We start from the raw sequence: 13,761 nt of genomic DNA, 5'->3' as shown, positions 1-13,761 counted from the left end.
CAACGATGAACGACACCCGCGAAGAGACCGACGTCCTCGTGATCGGCTCCGGTTTCGGCGGTTCCGTGAGCGCGCTCCGGCTGTCCGAAAAGGACTACCGCGTCACCGTGCTGGAAGCCGGCCCCCGCCGTACCGAAGAGACGCTGCCCAAAACCTCGTGGGACGTCCGGAATTTCCTGTGGGCACCGCGCCTGGGCTGCTACGGAATCCAGCGCATCCATCTCCTCCGCGACGTCGTCATCCTCGGCGGCGCGGGCGTCGGCGGCGGTTCCCTCAACTACGCCAACACCCTCTACGAACCGCCCGCGCCGTTTTTCGAAGACCCGCAGTGGGCGCACGTCACCGACTGGCAAGCCGAACTGAAACCACACTACGACCAGGCCCGCCGGATGCTCGGCGTCACCCAGAACCCCACCGTGACCGCCGCCGATCAGGTGCTCCGCGAAGTCGCCGACGACCTGGGCGTCGGCTCGTCGTTCCGGCTCACCCCTGTCGGCGTTTTCTTCGGCGACAAGGAAACTCCGGCCGGAACCGTCGTGCCAGACCCGTTCTTCGGCGGTGCCGGACCAGCCCGCCGAACCTGCACCGAATGCGGGTCCTGCATGACCGGCTGCCGCGTCGGCGCCAAAAACACGCTGGACCGCAATTACCTCTACCTGGCTGAACAACGCGGCGCGAACGTCGTCCCGATGACCACAGTGCTCGACGTGCGCCCGGCGGACGGCGGCTACCTCGTCACCGCGGTCCGCACCGGAAAGTCGCCTCGCCGCCGCAAAAACGTGCGCACCTTCTTCGCCCGCGACGTCATCTTCAGCGCAGGCACCTACAACACGCAGAAACTGCTCCACCAAGCCCGCGAAACCGGTGCCCTGCCGCGAATTTCCGCCAGCCTCGGCCGGTTGACCCGGACGAACTCGGAATCCATCCTCGGCGCGAAATCGAAACGCAAGGACGTCGACTTCACCCACGGCGTCGCGATCACCTCGTCCGTCCACCCGGACGCGCACACGCACATCGAACCGTGCCGCTACGGCAAGGGCAGCAACGCGATGTCGCTGCTGCAAACCGCGCTCACCGACGGCGGAAAGCCTGTCCCGCGCTGGCTGACCTGGCTCGGCGCGTTCGCCAGGAACCCGCGGAACTTCACCTGGTTCTCGCCGCGCCGCTGGTCCGAACGCACCATCATCCTGCTGGTGATGCAAACCCTCGACAATTCGATCACGGTCTCGGGCAAACGCACCCGCACCGGACGGCACACACTGACATCCGCACCCGGCCACGGCGAACCGAATCCGACGTGGATCCCCGCCGGAAACGACGCCGCCCGCCGCGTCGCGGAGAAAATCGACGGCATCGCGGGCGGCACTACCGGCGAAATCCTGAACATCCCGATGACCGCACATTTCATCGGCGGCTGCGCCATTTCCGACGACCCGGCCAACGGCGTCCTGGACCCGTACCAGCGCGTCCACGGCCACCCCGGCCTGCACGTCGTCGACGGCTCGGCGATCTCCGCGAACCTGGGCGTCAACCCGTCCCTGACGATCACCGCGCAAGCCGAACGCGCGATGTCCTTCTGGCCCAACCGCGGCGAGGAGGACCGGCGTCCCCCGCTGGGCGCACCGTACGCACGCATCGCCCCAGCAGCCCCGCGTCATCCCGCGGTCCCGGCCGATGCTCCCGGCGCGCTCATTCCCTGACCGCACCACAAACCCCGGCAACATTTCCGCAGCGGAATTAAGTACGCACACAGAAGCATTTCGGCCGCGAACCAGAACAGATGCACCGCGCCGCATGTCTTTCCTGCAAAAACAAAACCGACACATCCGTCGGCCCAACTGATTCGACTGAACGCCTGAGTGTCAGCCCCTGGCAGTCCTGCTAGCGTGTTCTGCGCGGAGCACTTCGCACATCCGGAAAGTTCATCAGCGATCGCTATCGAACCCATAAGAAATGCCATCAGAAGTGCGTACAGAGGAGGACTGGTTTCCGTGAAGACCCTTCCCGAACGCTATCAGGCCCCTGAGGCCTCCTCGGTCGGCTGCTTCGCGACCGACACCCGCCGGCTGCGCCGCGGCGCCCGCGACCACCGCCGGCACGGACGTCGTCGCCGCTGAGCGAACGATCCCTTCGCGGGCGGCGAGTGCGGCCCGCTGAACTGATCTGACGTGGCTGGAGGTCGAGTGAACCGGTCTTCAGCCACGTTCGTCATCTCGTCATTCACTCGTTGAGAGCTGGCTGCCGTGAAAACCCTCCCCGAGCGCTACCAAGCCCCCAAAGCCCGCCCCGCAGGCCGTTTCGCCACCGTCACCCGCAGCTTCGGCCGCGGCAACCGCGACGCCATCCTGCACGGACTCCGCCGCCGCTGAACACACGATCACCCCGCTACTGACCCGGCCGGAAGCCGAGCCAGCCCACAGCCACGTCCGTCGTCCGAATCGAACCCGGTCGGTGTGCCGATGAACGCACTCTCGAGCAGTCTCGTCGTCCTCCCCGACTCGCCGGCCGGCACCGCGCTGTTGCCGCGAGTCCCTTACCGGCGGCCGAGCGTCCTGTTCCATTCCTCCGGCCGGCCGTGGCTGGCCGGCCGCTGGGAGCCGGGCGAAATCCGGGTCGCCATCACGGGCCGGGCGCGCGTCGCGGTGTTCGGGTTCTGCCCGATGCCGGTCGAGCGGCTGACCGCGTACACCGCCCGCCTCCGGACCGTCTCCGACGCGGACGCCCTCGCCCGCGTCCTGCCCGGCAGCGCGCACCTCATCGCGTCGGTGAACGGGCAAACCCGCCTGCAAGGCACTCTCGCGAACCTGCGCCGCGCCTTCCACACCCAAATCGGCTCCGTCCCGATCGCAGGCACCCGCGCCGACGTCCTGGCCGAGATGACCGGAGCCGACCTGGACGAGAACCTTCTCGCCGCGCACCTGACGGAAATGCAGCTTCTTCCGCCGCTGATCGAGAAATCCTGGTGGCGCACAGTGCATTCCGTGCCGCCGGACTCCGCGGTCGTGCTGACCGACGACGGACCAGCCAGCACGGTGCGATGGTGGCGCCCGCCGGAACCGGACCTGCCGATCCGCAAGGGCGCTCCCGCGGTCCGCAGCGCTTTGCGGGAATCGGTCGCGGAACGACGTCCTGCGCAAGGCCGGTTGTCGCTGGATCTGTCCGGCGGAATGGACTCGACCACGCTGTGTTTCCTCGCCGCCGCGCAGACTCCCGACCTGTTCACCTTCCGGTGGTCCGGCGGCAGTGTCGCCAACGACGATCCGATCTTCGCCGCCGAAGCCGCCCGGCTGCTCCCCGGCGTCGAACACCTGGAACGGTCCGACGCCAGCGCGCCCGCGTTGTTCGCACCGCCCTACGCGACGGGCGATCTCGAAGCGCCGTGGACGATGACCCGGGGGCTGAACGGCTCCGCCCACGGCGTGCGCGTTCTCGCCGAGCACGGCTCGGGCCTGCACTTGGCCGGACACGGCGGGGACGAGGTCTTCAGCGGATCGGCCGGCTATCTCCACACGCTGGTCCGCCGCCGCCCGCTCACCGGTCTGCGGCAGCTCCGGGTCTACCGCAGCCTCGGCCGGTGGTCGTGGCCGCAAACCCTTGCCGCGCTGGCCGACCGGCAGAGCTGGGGCGACTGGTGGCGAGATTCGGCTGACCAGCTCACCGACCCCCTTCCCCGCCCGGGGACACCGGACCTCGGCTGGGCCGATCCGGTCCGAGCCGCGCCGTGGGCCACCGGGGACGCGCTCGCGACGACCCGCCGGGTCCTGTACGAGATCGCCGCCGAGGCCGTCCCGCTCGCCGCCGACCGCGGCCAGCACCAAGCGCTGACCAGCCTGCGCGCCGCCGGGCCGCTGTGCCAGCAGATCCAGCGCGAGTACGCCGCCGAGGGTGTCCCGCTCGACCTCCCGTATCTGGACGACCGGGTCGTCGAGGCCGCACTCGCGGTCCGGACGTCCGACCGCTTCACGCCCTGGCGGTACAAACCGCTGCTCGCCGACGCCATGCGCGGGCTCGTCCCGGACGTCATCCTCGACCGCACCACCAAGGGCAACTACCAGGACGATGACGACGCCGAGGCGCACCGGCACGTGCCCGACCTGCTCGACTACTTCGCCGATTCGGCCTTGGCGGCACGCGGCCTGCTCGACCTCGACGCGTTCCGCGCCTGCCTGCTCGAACCGCGGCTGGACGACGAGGTGGAAGCACACCTGGAAACCGCGCTCGGCTGCGAAATGTGGCTTCGGGCGATCGCCGACGCGCGGCCCGCGACCGACCGGAGGACCCATGCACCTGCACCCTGACACCGCGCTCACCGACACTCCGGACGGCTCGGTCCTGCTCAACAAACGCACCGGACGCTATTGGCAGGTCAACCGGACCGGCACGCACACTCTCGACCGCCTGCTCGCCGGCGAAACCGCGGACCAGATCGCCGCCGACCTCGCTGCCCGGTACGACATCGACGCCGCCCAAGTGCAGGCCGACATCACCGCGATGACCGAAAGCCTGCTCGCCGCCGGGTTGGTCGAACCGTCGTGAGCCAGCCGACTGTGGTACCCCACCGAATTCGCCTGCCACTGCATCGAAAACTGCTGCCGCTGCTCATCGTCGGCCTCGCGACCGTGCTGACCGCGTTGTCCCCCAAGCATCTCTGCGCGATCCTGCGCTTCGCCCGCCGAGGCGCTCGCCCCGCCACCTTCGAACAAGCCCGCTTCGCGCGTCGATCGGTCGTCGCGATCAGCCTGCGCTGCGCAGGCGACGGTTGCCTGCTCCGCTCCGTCGCCGCCGCACTGCTGTGTCGCGTGCACGGCACCTGGCCGACCTGGCGCACCGGCGTGCGCACGCAACCCTTCAGCGCCCACGCGTGGATCGAAGCCGACGGCCAGGTCGTCGACGAAATCCATCCCGCGGGTTATTTCGCTCCGCTGCTGACCGTCGCCCCGCTAAGGACTGCCCGGAATGACCGTCACCGCCCCTGAAACCAGTACGTCGGCCACCGAGCAGCCCGCCCGTTCCCGGGTGGGTCTGCGCCATCTCTTCGCCGCCACCCGCGGGCACCGCAGAAACATCGCCGTCGCACTGCTTTTCACCCTGGTCGGTGCCGGACTTGGCTTGCTGCAACCAATGCTGGCCATGCAAACCATCGACGCCGTCGGAGCCGGCGGTGCCGTCGGCTGGCTGTTAGTCGCGCTCGTAACCGTGTTCGTAGCCGAAGCCGGCGCGGACACCATCGGCCGTTACTGGCTGGAACGCTCCGGCGAAGGCGTCGTACTAGGCCTGCGAGTTCGCCTGATCAGCCACCTCCTGCGCTTGCCGATGCGACTGTACGACCACCACCGCATCGGAGACCTGCTGTCCCGAACGACGGCCGACACGACCCTCCTGCGCGACACCCTCGCCTACGACCTGGTCGAAATGCTCACCGGCAGCTTCGTAGTCATCGGCGGCACCGTCGCCATGCTCTGGCTGAGCCCCCTGCTGTTCGGCATCGTGGCTGTCATCGTCGGCGGTGTCGGCGGCGTAACGCTGTTTGTGCTGGCACGCATCCGAAACGCCACCGAAAACGCGCAAGACAACCTGGGCCTGATGGCTGCGGAACTGGAACGAGCCCTCAGCGCCATCCGCACCATCCGCGCCACCCGCGCGGAAGACCGGGAAACCGCCCGCATCGGCCACTACGCCCACACGACGTATCAAGACAACGTCCGCGCCGCCCGCCTCAACTCGATCGCCGGCCCAGCAGTAACCCTCTCCGCCCACGGCGCCCTCATCGCTGTGTTGGTGACTGGCGGAATCCAAGTAGCCAACGGAAATCTCACCCTGGCCGAACTGGTGGCTTTCCTGCTCTACGTCAGCTACATCGCCGTCCCCAGCGCAGGCCTGTTCGAACTGGCCGCCACCATCCAAAGAGGACTGGCCGCGTTCCAGCGAGTCCACGACATGACCCGGCTCCCCACCGAAACCGACCACACTCCCACGTCCCTGGTTTCCCCAGCCTCCGCACCGGTCCTGGAACTACGCGACGTCTGGTTCAGCTACCACCCCGACCGCCCAGTACTGCGCGGCGTCTCCTTCACCGTCCCGCGCCGAGGCCATGTCGCTCTGGTCGGCCCTTCCGGAGCCGGAAAATCCACGATCCTCGCGCTGATCGAACGTTTCTACGAACCCGACCGCGGAACCATTCTGTTCAACGGATACCAGCCGTCGATCGCCGAATGCCGCCAGAGAATCGGCCTGGTAGAACAAACAACCCCCATCCTGCACGGCACCCTGCGCGACAACCTCACCTACGCCGCCCCCGACGCGACCGACGAGCAGATCCGCGACGTCCTGGAGAAAACCAACCTCACCGAATTCGTCTCCCGTCTCCCCGCCGGACTGGAAACCCCAGCAGGCGAACACGGCGGCATGCTCTCCGGCGGCCAACGGCAACGATTGGCCATCGCCAGAGCCCTGCTGGCACGCCCGGAACTGCTGCTCCTGGACGAGCCAACGTCCCAACTGGACGCAGCCAACGAAGCCGCTTTCGCGCAGACGCTGGATCAGGTTGCCGGAGAATGCGCGCTACTGGTCATCGCCCACCGCCCAGCTACCGTTCGACGAGCGCAGACAGTGATCGCCTTGGAGCAAGGACGGATCAGCACCGACGCGGGCCTAGTCCCCTAACGCCTCACTCTCCTACCTGCGAAAAGCAGCAGACTCACAGCCAAAATCGCGCCCCCAAGCCACGCCAGCCCCGTCCCCCACAACCCCGTGTAGTGATAAGGCCGCTCCGATTCGGGGACCGTCACCGCGATCTCGTCCACCCGATCCTGGATCTGCCGCTGCTCAGCCTCGCTCAACCCGCCTACCGCAAGGCCCTTGACCAAGTCCCCGATCTCACCGTTCTGCGCAGGCGTGAACCCAGGCAATGTCGTGCTGCCGCCGAACGAGAACTGCGGATACGCCGTGCAATCCATCGCCTCACCGGTGTCGACGCTCAAATGCAAGTGACGCTTCTCGTCGCAGGCATCACCCTCATGCCCAAACTCGATCCGGTAAGCGTCATCGACGTCGCCCTGCTGACCGAGCCCGGTGATCAGGCACCCGACACCGGAAAAGAGCGCCGCCGCAAGCAGAACGCGAGAGACGACCTGCCGCGCTGAAATCCTCATGACGCCCCAGTCTCAGCCATTCGCGCGGGACCGGTCCCGCTTCGCATACGGTTGCTGGGTGACCGATGGCGAGCAGCCAGACCTGGACGAGATCGAGGAACACTTCGTCGCACTGCTCGACGGGCGAATTACCCGCGACGCTGTCGACCGCTGGGCCGGTCGCTGGCTGGCCGACGACAGTCTCTCGTGGGATGAGCTGAACTGGTGGGCCTTGGGTCTTCTTCATGGAATCGACCTGCGCCACGGCCCCGGCGGCGCCTACCTGCATGACGACAGCCAGGTACAGGATTGGCTAGCCGAGTTCAGGAGCCGCCGCACCCGGTAACCGCTCGATACCGGCTGCCCATCGATCGGCCGACTTCGAAGATCAACGCCCCGGAAGACGGTAGAAGTTCTCTCATGCCTCTGCCCTCTCGGTCCGCCGCCCGACTCGCGACACTGGCCCTCGCGCTAGCCCTCACCAGCGGCTGCAGCCAGAAACCCCCCTACGTCCCCGAGGGCTACGCCAAGATGATGAAGCTCCCCGACATCGACCAGGCCAAAGCCACCTACACCGCCATGGTCACCGCCATCCGCGACCGGCTCACCGCCGAATTCGGCCGCACTTGGGAAAAAGGCTCCGAAGTCAACAGCTATACCTGCGGCATTGGCTACATCGGTGTTGGCTCCGACAGCTTGAAGCTGCATCTGCCCATGTGGAAGTCGTCCGGCAGCCTGGCTGAGGCCGACTGGCCCCGTGCCCAAGCCCTGGTCGGGCAACTCGCCGCGGGCTACGGCTTCAGACCCGCTCCTGAGGCCAATCAACCTGGCAACCACACCATGGGGTACACCGACCCCAACGGCGCGATGCTGCACTTCGGCACCGGCAACTTCACTGTCATCGAGGTAACGACAGGCTGCCACTTGACGGCCGAAGCACACCGCCGCGGCGGCCCCACACACGATTAGACCTCGGCGAAACCGGCTCCGCGTCAAGACCCACCCGGCGATCGAACGCAGCTGTCTCTGCTGACCGGGCAAGAACATCGAGGCGCACACCTGGTGCAGCGAAAACGGTGCCTCTGACGGGGTTCGAACAGCATCCCCACGAGCGCCGCCTGCTCGCAGAGCAGCCATTAATGCCGCGCGAAAACAGGGTTCGACTCGTCCTTCCCTCCAGGCTGGCGATCTCCGGCAGATCGGCGGGCAGTAGCTTGTCCTGGACCGCTGCCTCGTCGATGTACTCAACCGGGCACCCCCAATTGCAGGGGTCTCGAACAGACGACGGAGATGCTCTCCTTCCCCCGCTTGCCAGGATCGGCCCTGTCGGCATCGTCAAGTTCGGTGATAGCCGCCGGCACTGCCAGCCAGAGTGTGCTGCGCACGACCCGCCTGACAGCTAGACTTCCGAACACGTTCCGAATACGATGGGGCCATGATCCCCGCAGCAGACCTTTCCGGGGCGACTCGGCGCTCCTCGGATCTGAGCAAGCACTCGGCCGAGGTCTTCGCTGAGGCCGAAGACCACCCAGTGACAGTGACTCGCCGTGACGGCGAGGCGCTGGTCTTGATGTCGAAGCGTGAGGCTGAAGGCCGCTCGCGACTGCTCGATTTCGCAGCTCAGCTCATCACCGTCACCCTTGACGACCAGGGCACACTGGCTGACCGCATGGCCAAGGTTTTTCCATGGATGCTGGCGCTCTCGCCCGCGGACCGGGCGTCGTGCGCTCAGGACCTCGTCGACGCGGCGCGAGCATCCTTTTCGACCGACCAGCCTCATCTGGCGATCGCCGAGCTGACGTCCTGGAAGGAGACGGCTACGGCTGTCGCTGCGGGGCTGGGCCGCACTGACCTCGAATGGCTCGACGAGGACGAAACCGTGGAGCGTCCCTGACCGTGGCGGCGGCCAAGAAGGGGGAGCTGGTCCCTCGTCCGCCCAAGAAGATCGAGTACGAGATCCGCTTCGCCACCACTGACGCACTGAAGGGCTGGCGGGATCTCGTGGCCACCATTCGCAATGCGATGGCGGACACCTGGGACTTTCTGACGCGGACGCCACAGGCCACGACGCCGACGAATTACCGTCTGAAGGGCGAGCTGAAGACCGTCCAGCGGGGCGGCAAATCCTATGCGCGCTGGCAGCACAAGCCAACGGCTGGAGGGTCAGCGCGCATTTGGTTCTACGTCTCAGAGCGCACGGTCTATCTCGAGCAAGTGCATACACATCATCCGAACGAGACCAAGTAACCGCTGCTGAGTGTGTTTTTGCCTGCTGTTCAAGCGAAATCAGCGCGGCGCATGCTCGGACGGCTCGTGCGGTGGCCGGCGCAGTCCTGGCGTACGCGGCCCAGCAAAGCGCTATCGGTGCTTGTCCCGGCTGAGCGAAAGGCTTCGCTGCAGAAGTTCGAAGCGGACAAGCAGGCTACGGCAAGGATCTGCCGGATCTGATGCGTTGGCCTGCGACGCGTTAACCAGCTCAAGACGGACAACGGAGACCGCAAGCTGCCCGTGCCTTCCCGGCGGGTCGCGATGCTGCGCGAGCGACTGTGGATCGCCCGGAAGACAGCCGAGGTCCTACCAGCCCGGCCTTCTCGGACTCGCTGGGCGGGATTCGCGGCCCTTCGAGTACCCGGCGGGACATCCGCAACAAGCCGTCGATGACACAGGACGTGTACATGGACCGCTCGACGGTCCCACCGGCCAACGCCAGCGCACCGGAAAGCATGCGGCTCGACCCAGCCTCCGGCAATTCCGGGGATAAACCGGGGGGTTGCTCTTGGCCGAACCTCGGAAGAGTCGTCCTGACCAGAGAAAACTGTGCCCCCGACGGGGTTCGAACCCGCACTGGGTCGATTTTAAGTCGACTGCCTCTGCCAATTGGGCTACGGGGGCCCACCCACCCTAGCGAACCCCGGCCCATGCACGACAAAGCCGGGCCGCCCGAAGACGACCCGGCTTCACCAACGAACGGCTCAACCCTTGCTGGCCCGGTTGAACTCTTCCTTCGGGTTGTTGATCTGCCCCAGCGAGATGACCTCGCGCCGGAACAGCCCGCCCAGCATCCAGTCGAACAGGATGCGGATCTTGCGGTTCCACGTCGGCATCGCCTTGAGGTGGTAGGCGCGGTGGAAGAGCCACGCCGGGAAGCCCTTGATCTTCAGGTTCAGCGCGTCCGCAACGCCCTTGTGCAGGCCGAGGCTCGCGACCGCGCCCAGGTTCTTGTGGTAGTAGTCCTTCGGCTGTCCGCCGCGGATCACCTTGATGATGTTCTTCGCCAGCAGGCGGGCCTGGCGGACCGCGTGCTGGGCGTTCGGCGGGCAGGTCGCCGTCGGGTCCTGCTCGGTGCGCGAGAGGTCCGGGATCGCCGCGTTGTCGCCCGCGGTCCAGACGTCCGGGTGGCCGACTACCTGCATCGCGGCGGTGGCCTCGACACGGCCGCGCTTGTCGAGCGGCAGGTCCGAGCCGGCGAGGACCGGGTTGGCCTTCACGCCCGCGGTCCAGATGATCGTGTCGGTGTCGAACTCGGTGCCGTCCGAGAGCACGACGTGGCCGTTTTCGAACGACTTCGCCGCGGTTGACAGGTAGACCTCGATGCCGCGCTTCTCCAGCTGCTGCACCGTGTACACGCCCAGCGTCTCGCGCACCTCGGGCAGGATCCGCCCGGCCGCCTCGACCATCACCCAGCGGATGTCCGCGGGCTTGATGTTCGGGTAGTAGTTCTCGACCGCGAAGCGGGTCATGTCCTCGAGCTCGGCCAGCGCCTCGATGCCCGCGAACCCGCCGCCGACCACGGTGAACGTGAGCAGGCGCTTGCGCAGCTCGGGATCGAGCGTGCTGGCGGCTTCGTCCAGCTTGGTCATGATGTGGTTGCGCAGGTAGATCGCTTCGCCGATGGTCTTGAAGGCGATGCCCTCCTCGGCGAGGCCGGGGATCGGCAGGATCCGCGCGACGGCGCCGAGGGCGACCACGAGCACGTCGTAGTTCAGCGTCTCGATGTGGCCGTCGGCCGCCTCGACCGTGACGGCCTTGCGCTCGTTCTCGATCTTCGTGACCCGCGCGGTCAGCACGTGGCAGCGCTTCAGCACGCGGCGCAGCGGCACGACCACGTGCCGCGGCTCGATCGCGCCGGCCGCCGCCTCGGGCAGGAACGGGGCATAGGTCATGTGCGGCTGCGGGTCAACGACGGTCACGGAGGCCTCGTTGGCACGCAGCATCTTCTGAAGCCCGTACGCGGTGTACAGGCCGACGTATCCACCACCGAGGACGAGGATCCGAGTCGGTTCCGACTTCGCAGCAGCCATGTACCTATAGTCGCACTTCCGAAGCGGCTCCGCTCGGGTACCCCACCCCGCTGTGACCAGCATCGCCACGCTGGTTGTCACGATTCAGATGAGCCCGGCCGCCGAGGCCGCGGCGGTGAACGCGGTCACCACCATGGGCTGTGTCACACGACCGGTCTGGACATTGCGCGGTGACACGTGGTAGCAGCCGAACACCGCGAGGTCGCCGACCTGCATCCGGGCGCCGTGCGCGAAGGCCGGACGCGGTTTCGGCACCGGCCAGCCCGCGGCGGACAGCACCGGCAGCAGCGCCTGCCAGCCGAATGCTCCGAGCACGACGATCGAGCGCAGGGTCGGCCGCAGCAGGTCCAGTTCGTCGGCCAGCCAGTGGCGGCAGGTGTCCCGTTCAGCGGGGGTCGGCCGGTTCTCCGGCGGCGCACAGCGGACCGGCGAGACGAGCCGGGTGCCGCGCAGCGTGAGCCCGTCGCCGATGGCGGCCGACACCGGCTGCGAAGCGAGACCGACCTCGTACAGCACGCGGAAGAGGAAGTCGCCGGACGGATCGCCGGTGAACATCCGGCCGGTGCGGTTGGCCCCGTGCGCGGACGGCGCGAGCCCGACCACGGCCAGCGCGGCGTCCTCCGCGCCGAAGCCGGGGACTGGCCGCGACCAATACCTCTCGCCTGCGAACGCGGCCTTCGTCCCGGCCACGCCCTCGCGCCATTCGACGAGCCTCGGGCACGCGCGGCATTCGACCAGGGAAGCGTCGAGGTCAGCGAACGTGCGCATTGCGCCAATCTAACCGGGTCACGAGATAGGTTGGGGCCATGGCCGACACCACCGCGGACGAGACCGCCGAGAAGACCAAGGACGAGGAGACGAAGGCGGCGGAGCCCGTCGACGACCTCGTCACGACGCAGCACACCCTCACCGTCAAGCGGCGCAAGCTCGCCTACACCGCCCAGACCGGCCGGATCGTGCTCCGCCAAGAGGTCAAGAAGGACGGCAAATCCGAGGGCTACCAGGCCAAGGCCGAGGTTTTCCTCACCGCCTACACCCTCGACGACGCCGACCCCGGCACGCGGCCGGTCACCTTCGCCTTCAACGGCGGCCCCGGTTCCTCCAGCATCTGGCTCCACATGGGCCTGCTCGGACCGCGCCGGGTGCTGTCCGGCGACGTCAACGACCCGGTGCCGCCGCCGTACGGGCTCGAGGACAACCCGGAAAGCCTGCTCGCGCACAGCGACCTGGTGTTCATCGACCCGGTCCAGACCGGCTACTCGCGGGTGACCGAGGGCGGCGAATCCCAGCCGTACACCGGGTTCCAGGGCGACGTCGAATCGGTCGCGGAGATCATCCGGCTGTGGGTTTCGCGCAACCAGCGCTGGCTGTCGCCGAAGTTCCTCGCCGGCGAGTCGTACGGCACGCTGCGCGCCGCCGCGCTGGCCGGGCATTTGCAGGAGCGCTACGGCCTGTACCTCAACGGCCTGATGCTCATCTCGTCCGTTTTGGACCTCGGCACGTTGCGGTTCCACGAGGGCAACGACCTGCCGTACTCGCTGTTCCTGCCCACGTACGCGGCGATCGCGCACTACCACGGCCGGCACGGCGACCGTCCGCTCGACGACGTGCTCGCCGACGCCGAGGACTTCGCCTCGAAGGAACTGCCGTGGGCGCTTTCCCGCGGCGCGCGGCTGTCCACTCAGGACCGCACCGAGGCGGTGCAGACACTGGCGTCGCTCACCGGGCTCAGCGAGTCCTATGTGGACCGGGTGAACCTGCGGATCGAGCACATCCGGTTCTTCACCGAACTGCTGCGCGACCAGGGCAAGACCGTTGGGCGGATGGACGGCCGGTTCACCACGTGGGAACCGGACGGCGGCGTCGAGCACATGAGCGACGACCCTTCGGTGTCGCGGATCATCGGAGCCTACTCGGCCGGCTTCAACCACTACGTGCGCGCCGACCTCGGCTACGAGAACGACCTGCCGTACGAGATCCTGTCCTCTGACGTGTTCAAGTCCTGGTCCTACAAGGAGTTCGAGGGCCGTTCAGTGTCCGTTGTGGACACGCTGAGCGCGGCGATGCGGGCCAACCCGCATCTGCAAGTCCACGTCGCCTTCGGGCACTACGACGGCGCGACGGCGTACTACGCGTCCGAGTACGTGCTTTCGCAGCTGAAGATTCCGGAGGAGCTGCGGGAGAACATCGACACGGCTTACTACCCGGCCGGGCACATGATGTACGTGCACGAACCGTCGCGGGTGCAGCAGTCGAAGGACCTGGGCAAGTTCGTGAAGAAGGCGTCCAACCGCTGACCTCGTGAGTGCCTATGCCGGTCAGAACCGGCA

15 protein-coding genes and 1 tRNA gene are annotated in these 13,761 nt (G+C 67.3%); 12 read left to right on the top strand and 4 right to left on the bottom strand.

Annotated elements, in window-relative coordinates:
• Positions 1-5 precede the first annotated feature (5 nt).
• The 7 genes from H4281_RS05885 to H4281_RS05865 all read left to right on the top strand — a co-directional run bounded on the left by H4281_RS05885 (position 6) and on the right by H4281_RS05865 (position 6,663).
• Complete coding sequence (locus tag H4281_RS05885; RefSeq protein WP_182889841.1) at positions 6-1,700, top strand: GMC oxidoreductase; 1,695 nt, start codon at positions 6-8, stop codon at positions 1,698-1,700.
• 291 nt (positions 1,701-1,991) lie between these two features.
• Positions 1,992-2,117: a hypothetical protein gene (locus tag H4281_RS46140; RefSeq protein WP_255751035.1), complete on the top strand. Its 126-nt coding sequence runs from the start codon at positions 1,992-1,994 to the stop codon at positions 2,115-2,117.
• Between the two features lie 126 nt (positions 2,118-2,243).
• Positions 2,244-2,369, top strand: coding sequence for a hypothetical protein (locus H4281_RS46135; protein WP_255751036.1), 126 nt, complete (start codon positions 2,244-2,246; stop codon positions 2,367-2,369).
• Positions 2,370-2,459: 90 nt separating this feature from the next.
• Positions 2,460-4,298 carry an asparagine synthase-related protein gene (locus tag H4281_RS05880; protein ID WP_182889840.1) on the top strand — a complete coding sequence of 613 codons (1,839 nt, stop codon included), beginning with the start codon at positions 2,460-2,462 and terminating at the stop codon, positions 4,296-4,298.
• Positions 4,282-4,536 (top strand): lasso peptide biosynthesis PqqD family chaperone, encoded by a 255-nt coding sequence (locus H4281_RS05875; protein WP_182889839.1) that lies wholly within the window; start codon positions 4,282-4,284, stop codon positions 4,534-4,536. Before H4281_RS05880 ends, H4281_RS05875 begins: the two co-directional genes overlap by 17 nt.
• On the top strand, positions 4,533-4,976 hold the full coding sequence (locus H4281_RS05870; RefSeq protein ID WP_182889838.1) for a lasso peptide biosynthesis B2 protein: 444 nt from the start codon (positions 4,533-4,535) through the stop codon (positions 4,974-4,976). Before H4281_RS05875 ends, H4281_RS05870 begins: the two co-directional genes overlap by 4 nt.
• Entirely contained in the window at positions 4,957-6,663 is a 1,707-nt protein-coding gene (locus tag H4281_RS05865; RefSeq protein WP_182889837.1) for an ABC transporter ATP-binding protein, read from the top strand. The genes H4281_RS05870 and H4281_RS05865 overlap by 20 nt, the downstream gene beginning before the upstream one ends.
• On the opposite strand, the gene H4281_RS05860 is transcribed toward H4281_RS05865, so the two are convergent.
• Positions 6,660-7,151 carry a hypothetical protein gene (locus tag H4281_RS05860; protein ID WP_182889836.1) on the bottom strand — a complete coding sequence of 164 codons (492 nt, stop codon included), beginning with the start codon at positions 7,149-7,151 and terminating at the stop codon, positions 6,660-6,662. The genes H4281_RS05865 and H4281_RS05860 overlap by 4 nt on opposite strands.
• Positions 7,152-7,209: 58 nt before the next feature.
• On the opposite strand from H4281_RS05860, the gene H4281_RS05855 reads away from it, so the two are divergent.
• The 4 genes from H4281_RS05855 (at position 7,210) to H4281_RS05840 (ending at position 9,377) form a co-directional block, all read left to right on the top strand.
• On the top strand, positions 7,210-7,476 hold the full coding sequence (locus H4281_RS05855; RefSeq protein ID WP_182889835.1) for a YxzC family protein: 267 nt from the start codon (positions 7,210-7,212) through the stop codon (positions 7,474-7,476).
• Between the two features lie 74 nt (positions 7,477-7,550).
• Positions 7,551-8,099 (top strand): LppA family lipoprotein, encoded by a 549-nt coding sequence (locus tag H4281_RS05850; protein ID WP_281390282.1) that lies wholly within the window; start codon positions 7,551-7,553, stop codon positions 8,097-8,099.
• A gap of 466 nt (positions 8,100-8,565) precedes the next feature.
• Positions 8,566-9,024, top strand: coding sequence for a prevent-host-death protein (locus H4281_RS05845; protein WP_182889833.1), 459 nt, complete (start codon positions 8,566-8,568; stop codon positions 9,022-9,024).
• Positions 9,025-9,026: 2 nt separating this feature from the next.
• Complete coding sequence (locus tag H4281_RS05840; protein WP_312872063.1) at positions 9,027-9,377, top strand: hypothetical protein; 351 nt, start codon at positions 9,027-9,029, stop codon at positions 9,375-9,377.
• A 571-nt stretch (positions 9,378-9,948) separates the two neighbouring features.
• Here H4281_RS05840 and H4281_RS05835 read toward each other — a convergent pair.
• The 3 genes from H4281_RS05835 to H4281_RS05825 all read right to left on the bottom strand — a co-directional run bounded on the left by H4281_RS05835 (position 9,949) and on the right by H4281_RS05825 (position 12,199).
• Positions 9,949-10,022, bottom strand: a tRNA-Leu gene (locus H4281_RS05835).
• 80 nt (positions 10,023-10,102) lie between these two features.
• Positions 10,103-11,431, bottom strand: coding sequence for an NAD(P)/FAD-dependent oxidoreductase (locus H4281_RS05830; protein WP_182889831.1), 1,329 nt, complete (start codon positions 11,429-11,431; stop codon positions 10,103-10,105).
• 84 nt (positions 11,432-11,515) lie between these two features.
• Positions 11,516-12,199 (bottom strand): uracil-DNA glycosylase, encoded by a 684-nt coding sequence (locus tag H4281_RS05825; RefSeq protein ID WP_182889830.1) that lies wholly within the window; start codon positions 12,197-12,199, stop codon positions 11,516-11,518.
• Between the two features lie 38 nt (positions 12,200-12,237).
• On the opposite strand from H4281_RS05825, the gene H4281_RS05820 reads away from it, so the two are divergent.
• A complete protein-coding gene (locus tag H4281_RS05820; protein WP_182889829.1) occupies positions 12,238-13,728 on the top strand; it encodes a S10 family peptidase in 1,491 nt (496 codons plus the stop codon).
• The last annotated feature ends 33 nt before the right edge of the window (positions 13,729-13,761 follow it).

Source organism: Amycolatopsis dendrobii (assembly GCF_014145675.1).
Classification (GTDB): Bacteria; Actinomycetota; Actinomycetes; order Mycobacteriales; family Pseudonocardiaceae; genus Amycolatopsis; species Amycolatopsis dendrobii.
Note: the sequence above shows the minus strand (reverse complement) of the source record. Positions and strands in the feature narration are given on the sequence as shown.